The organism is Phenylobacterium sp., from assembly GCF_030654915.1.
Lineage (GTDB): Bacteria > Pseudomonadota > Alphaproteobacteria > Caulobacterales > Caulobacteraceae > Phenylobacterium.
In genome coordinates, this window is the sequence record NZ_JAURWM010000173.1 from 1 (window position 1) to 4653 (window position 4653).

The following is a 4653-nucleotide window of genomic DNA, read 5'->3' on the forward strand; positions in this document are numbered from 1 at the left end:
CGTAGGAAAGGCCGCAGTCGAGCGCCAGCCTTTGGCGCGCCGGCGGTGGTTCCGGCGCGCAAGCCCCAAGGGCGAGGAGTGGGATCAGCGCGAAGAGCGCCGAACCCCTCACGCCACCTCGACTCGGTAGCTTTCGATGACCGTGTTGGCGAGCAGCTTCTCGCACATCTGCTTGACCTCGACCTCGGCCTGCTCGGCGCTCTCGGCCTTCAGGTCGAACTCGATGGTCTTGCCGACGCGCACGCCCTCGACCTGCGGCCAGCCCAGGCCGTGCAAGGCGTTCTCGACAGCCTTGCCCTGGACGTCGAGCACGCCGGGTTTCAGGAACACATGAACTTTAGCGCGCACTAGTGAAGACCTCCTTGGATGACGGTCGGCATCTCTTTCATGATGCCGAGCCGGCGGGCCACTTCGGTGTAGCCCTCGATGACGTCGCCCATGTCGCGGCGGAAGCGGTCCTTGTCCAGCTTCTCGTTCGTCTGGGTGTCCCAGAGGCGGCAGGAATCAGGGCTGATCTCGTCGGCGAGGATCACCCGGGCGAAGTCGTTCTCGTACAGCCGGCCGAACTCGACCTTGAAGTCCACCAGCGTAATGCCGACCCCGGCGAACAGACCGGTCAGGAAGTCGTTCACCCGCAGGGTCAGCGCCATCATGTCGTCGATCTCCTGGGTCGAGGCCCAGTTGAAGGCGGTGATGTGCTCCTCGGCGACCATCGGATTATTGAGCTTGTCGTCCTTCAGGTAGAATTCGATGACCGAGCGCGGCAGGGCCTGGCCTTCGGGCAGGCCGAAGCGCTGCGACAGGCTGCCGGCGGCGACGTTGCGGCAGACGACCTCCAGCGGGATGATCTCCACCTCGCGGATCAGTTGCTCGCGCAGGTTCAGCCGGCGGATCAGGTGGTTCTGAACCCCGATGGAGTTCAGCTTGATCATCACATATTCGCTGATGCGATTGTTGATGACGCCCTTTCCCTCAAGGATAGCCTTCTTCTGGTCGTTGAACGCGGTGGCGTCATCTTTGAAGTACTGAATAAGCGTACCGGGCTCGGGGCCCTCGTAGAGGATCTTGGCCTTGCCTTCGTAGATCTTCTTGCGGCGGGTAGTCATATGCGCCTTCTCCCTGAGCGAGGGCTTGGCCATTGTTCGGAAAAGAAAAACGCGCGCGGTTGATCCCAACGCGCGCGGCTCCGACTCGAAGGCCCTCTCGCTCATCTGAGGCCGATGAAAATTAGCGGAAGCGACGCTGCGGCGCAAACGGCGTCAGCGCCGCACGACGTCTTGATGCGTTTACGTTGCGAGGCGACGACGCAAGGGATATGGAACGGCCGACCGACGGACTACTGGGGAACACATGACGACCTTCGACGATCGCGAGCGTGGCTTCGAAAAGAAGTTCGAGCTCGACCAGGAGCAGGAATTCAGGGCTGGCGCGCGCCGTAACCGCATGCTGGGTGAATGGGCTGCCGGCCTGATGGGTCTCGGGGAAGACAGCGTCGCCGAATACGCCAAGGCGGTGGTGAAGTCCGACTTCGAACTGCCCGGCGACGACGACGTGCTGCGCAAGGTGTTCGAGGACCTGAAGGGTTCGGGCGTCGCCGTCAGCGAGGGCGAAGTCCGGATGAAGATGGACGAACTGCTGGCCCAAGCCCGCGAGCAACTCCGCTCCGGCGAATAGGCCTTAGCCAAATCCACGACATGAACGCCGCCCACCCGGGCGGCGTTTTTTGTTGCGCCGCGGCCTTGCGCCAAAGTCGGCTTGACGACGGCGCCGCACACTTCCTGGTGATATCTGCGTTATATGATCGCCGTTGTGCAATCGGGCGTTGGGGGTGGCGGCGTTTGACTCAAGCGGCGGCTGAGCGGGACCGGGAGGCCAATGCGCTGGCGCACGCGCTGCGTCAGGCGCTGGAGGTCGAGGACTGGACCAAGCTGCTGGACTGGGTGGCCCGCGACGGCGAGGCGCTCGATCCGGCGACGTTGGAAGAAGTGTGCCGGCTGATCCTGAGCGCCGGCGCGGCCGAGGAGCCGGACGCCATGGCCGCCGTGGCGATCAGCGGCGAGGGGCGAAAGCGTGGGGCGAACCGGCTTGGTCAGGCGCTGGCGGCGGGGGTCGCCGCCGAGGACAGCGCCGCGGCGCTGTCGCTGCGCCTGGCGCGTCGCACCCTGAAACGCGGCCTGCACGCGGCCTTTGTCGATCTGTCGGAGAGCGAGGGGCGCCGGCGGTTTGGCGTGCTGGTCCGCGCCGAACGCCTGCCCGATGTGTGGGCGAGCCTCACCGACACGCCGTTCGGCGACGGCTGCGCGATCCTGCTGGTCAGTCCCGAGCGCGACGGGCGGGAGAAGTGGAACGCCATCCAAGCCACCTTCTCGCTCACCCCGGCCGAGGCGCGGCTGGCCCAGCACATGGAGGAAGGCGTCACCTTGAACGAGGCGGCGGCGGCTTTCGGGCTGTCGGTGTTCACGGTGCGCGCCCAGCTTCGCGCCATCTTCGCCAAGGTGGGGGTGCGCCGCCAGAGCGAGCTCGCCCTCGCATTCAAGCAGTTTGACGGGTTGCTGAACGCCGTGGTTCCGGTCGCCGCCGCGCCGTCTCGGGCGCTGGCCAAGGCGCTGACGCCGAGCGCGCGGGCGCTGCTGGCCACAGCGCCGGCCTTGCGGCTGTTCGTGCTGAGCGACGGGCGCCGGCTGTGCTACCGCGAATATGGCGATCCGGCCGGGCAGGGGGTGCTGATCTTCCATGACAGCATGGGCTCGTCGCTAGCCCCTCCGTGTACGGACGATATCGCCCGCGAGCTGGGGATGCGGCTGGTGATCCCGGAGCGGCCGGGGTTTGGGCAGTCCGATCCCTCGCCGCGCTACGGGTTCGACAGCGTGGCGGCCGACTTCGCGGCCCTGATCGAGGGGCTGGACCTGGGGCCCGTGCGGCTGGCGGCCGCGGCCTCGGGCGCGGGGTTCGCGATCGTGGCGGCGCGGCTCCTGGGCGGCGCCTGCGAGCGGCTGTTGCTGGTGTCGGGCCGTGGCGGAACCCCGACCGCGCCCGCCGCGCATCAGAGCTTCCTGACCCGCTATCGCCGCGAGATGCTGTCCAGTCCGTGGCTGGCCGAGGCGATGCTGCGGCTCTACATCCAGCTCTACTCGCGCGAGTTCGTGGCGGGCAGCCTGAAACGCTCCACGGCTCTGGCCCCGTTGGACCGGGCGTTCGCGCTGGGCAACGCCGACCTGCTCGACTTCCTGACCGCGCGGGGGACGGAGTGCTTCGCCCGCGGGGTGGTCGGGCCGCTGGCCGAGATCGCCTGCTACCGGAACGCGGGCGAGGCGCCGGCCCGGCTGAACACCCAGGTGGTGGTCTGGCACGGGGCCGAGGATGGATCGGCGCTGTTGGAGGACCTGCTGCCCAGCCTGGCCGCGCCCCCCGCCGTGCTGCGCCGCTTTTCCGGCCACGGCCATTTGCTGATGCTCGCACGCTGGCGCGAGATACTTGAGGATCTTGCGTCCGCCCAGCCGGCGCGCGGCGAGAATATCCCTAACACTTAGTTTATTTGGGCGATGGCGGGACCGCGCCGCCCCTCTACTTCGAACACACAATCTGGCCACATTTCCTCAGGGCGCGCCCTGGGCGGTGGCCGCTCTTTCGAGAAGGTGTGTATCGATGCAGAAGATGATCCTTGGAGGTCTGGCCGCCGTGGCGCTCAGCCTCTCCCTGACGAGCGCGGCCAGCGCGGCCGGCTTCGTGAACGGTAATTTCGAAACCGGCACCTTCGCCAACTGGGAGACCGGCGGCGGCAATTGGTACGGCGGCGCCTATCCCACGCCGGCGGCCTACTATCCCGGCAGCGGCCCGGTCTCGATCACCAATGCGGGCTTTGACGCGCGGACCGACAACAAGCTGCGGACCGTCTATTCGGGCGATCACTCGGCCCGCGTCAACGACCAGTACTCGGACTACAGCGTCGCCACGATCCGCCAGCAGGTCGACAACTATTCCGACAACCTGATCGCCTTCGCCTACGCCGCGGTGCTGCAGGACTCCCACGGCGTCAACGACTCCGACGCCTTCATCATCAGGCTGGACGACCTGACCACGGGCCTCAACCTGTTGACCGTGAACGTCAATTCGGCCGCCACCCCGTCCAGCTTCACCCGCTCCAGCCAGGGCTGGTACTACACCGACTGGACCACCATCAGCTACGATCTGGCGGCCGCCGGCCTGGTCGGCCACGACTTCATGCTGTCGCTGCTGGCCAATGACTGCCCGTATGGCGCCCATGCCGGTTACGCCTATCTGGACGGCTTTGGCGGCGTGATCCCGCCGGTCGCCGGCGCCGTGCCCGAGCCCGCCACCTGGGCCATGATGATCATCGGCTTCGCCGGTGTCGGCGGGGCGATCCGCTCCAACCGCCGCAAGAACCTGGCGTTCGCGAGCGCCTAGAGGGTCTCTTCTTCTCTCCCCGTCGGGGAGAGGTCGGGTGAGGGGGCCGCGAAGCGGCTCTCTACCGTGCTCGAACGCGTCGGAGCCGGCGGGAGCGTCCCGCCGGCTCCGCGCCGTCCTACGCGGTCGCGAACGCCAGGTTCTTGCGGCGGTTGGAGCGGATCGCCCCGCCGACACCGGCGAAGCCGATGATCATCATGGCCCAGGTGGCGGGCTCGGGCACGGCGC

At 67.3% G+C, this 4653-nt stretch carries 6 protein-coding genes; 3 read left to right on the forward strand and 3 right to left on the reverse strand.

Annotation, left to right across the window (positions count from 1 at the left end):
* Window positions 1-108: 108 nt before the first annotated feature.
* Entirely contained in the window at window positions 109-348 is a 240-nt protein-coding gene (purS, locus tag Q7T84_RS08920) for a phosphoribosylformylglycinamidine synthase subunit PurS (protein ID WP_304807893.1), read from the reverse strand.
* Window positions 348-1106, reverse strand: coding sequence for a phosphoribosylaminoimidazolesuccinocarboxamide synthase (gene purC / locus Q7T84_RS08925; protein ID WP_304807895.1), 759 nt, complete (start codon window positions 1104-1106; stop codon window positions 348-350). Before purC ends, purS begins: the two co-directional genes overlap by 1 nt.
* 244 nt (window positions 1107-1350) lie before the next feature.
* Between purC and Q7T84_RS08930 the strand changes: the two genes are divergently transcribed.
* The 3 genes from Q7T84_RS08930 to Q7T84_RS08940 all read left to right on the forward strand — a co-directional run bounded on the left by Q7T84_RS08930 (window position 1351) and on the right by Q7T84_RS08940 (window position 4425).
* Entirely contained in the window at window positions 1351-1674 is a 324-nt protein-coding gene (locus Q7T84_RS08930) for a DUF1476 domain-containing protein (RefSeq protein ID WP_304807897.1), read from the forward strand.
* A 164-nt stretch (window positions 1675-1838) separates the two neighbouring features.
* Window positions 1839-3530, forward strand: a complete 1692-nt coding sequence (locus Q7T84_RS08935) for a hypothetical protein (RefSeq protein WP_304807899.1) — start codon at window positions 1839-1841, stop codon at window positions 3528-3530.
* Between the two features lie 115 nt (window positions 3531-3645).
* Complete coding sequence (locus Q7T84_RS08940; RefSeq protein WP_304807901.1) at window positions 3646-4425, forward strand: PEPxxWA-CTERM sorting domain-containing protein; 780 nt, start codon at window positions 3646-3648, stop codon at window positions 4423-4425.
* A 118-nt stretch (window positions 4426-4543) separates the two neighbouring features.
* Here the strand turns inward: Q7T84_RS08940 and Q7T84_RS21135 are convergent, their stop codons facing one another.
* The gene (locus Q7T84_RS21135; protein WP_370653638.1) at window positions 4544-4648 is read right to left on the reverse strand and encodes a PEPxxWA-CTERM sorting domain-containing protein; all 105 of its coding nucleotides are present in this window, start codon (window positions 4646-4648) and stop codon (window positions 4544-4546) included.
* Window positions 4649-4653 lie beyond the last annotated feature (5 nt).

What these genes read in the sequence shown, in the direction of transcription:
- Q7T84_RS08940 (WP_304807901.1), top strand. Translation starts at nt 3,646, where the DNA reads ATGCAGAAGATGATCCTTGGAGGTCTGGCCGCCGTGGCGCTCAGCCTC.
- purC (WP_304807895.1), bottom strand. Translation starts at nt 1,106, where the DNA reads ATGACTACCCGCCGCAAGAAGATCTACGAAGGCAAGGCCAAGATCCTC.
- Q7T84_RS08930 (WP_304807897.1), top strand. Translation starts at nt 1,351, where the DNA reads ATGACGACCTTCGACGATCGCGAGCGTGGCTTCGAAAAGAAGTTCGAG.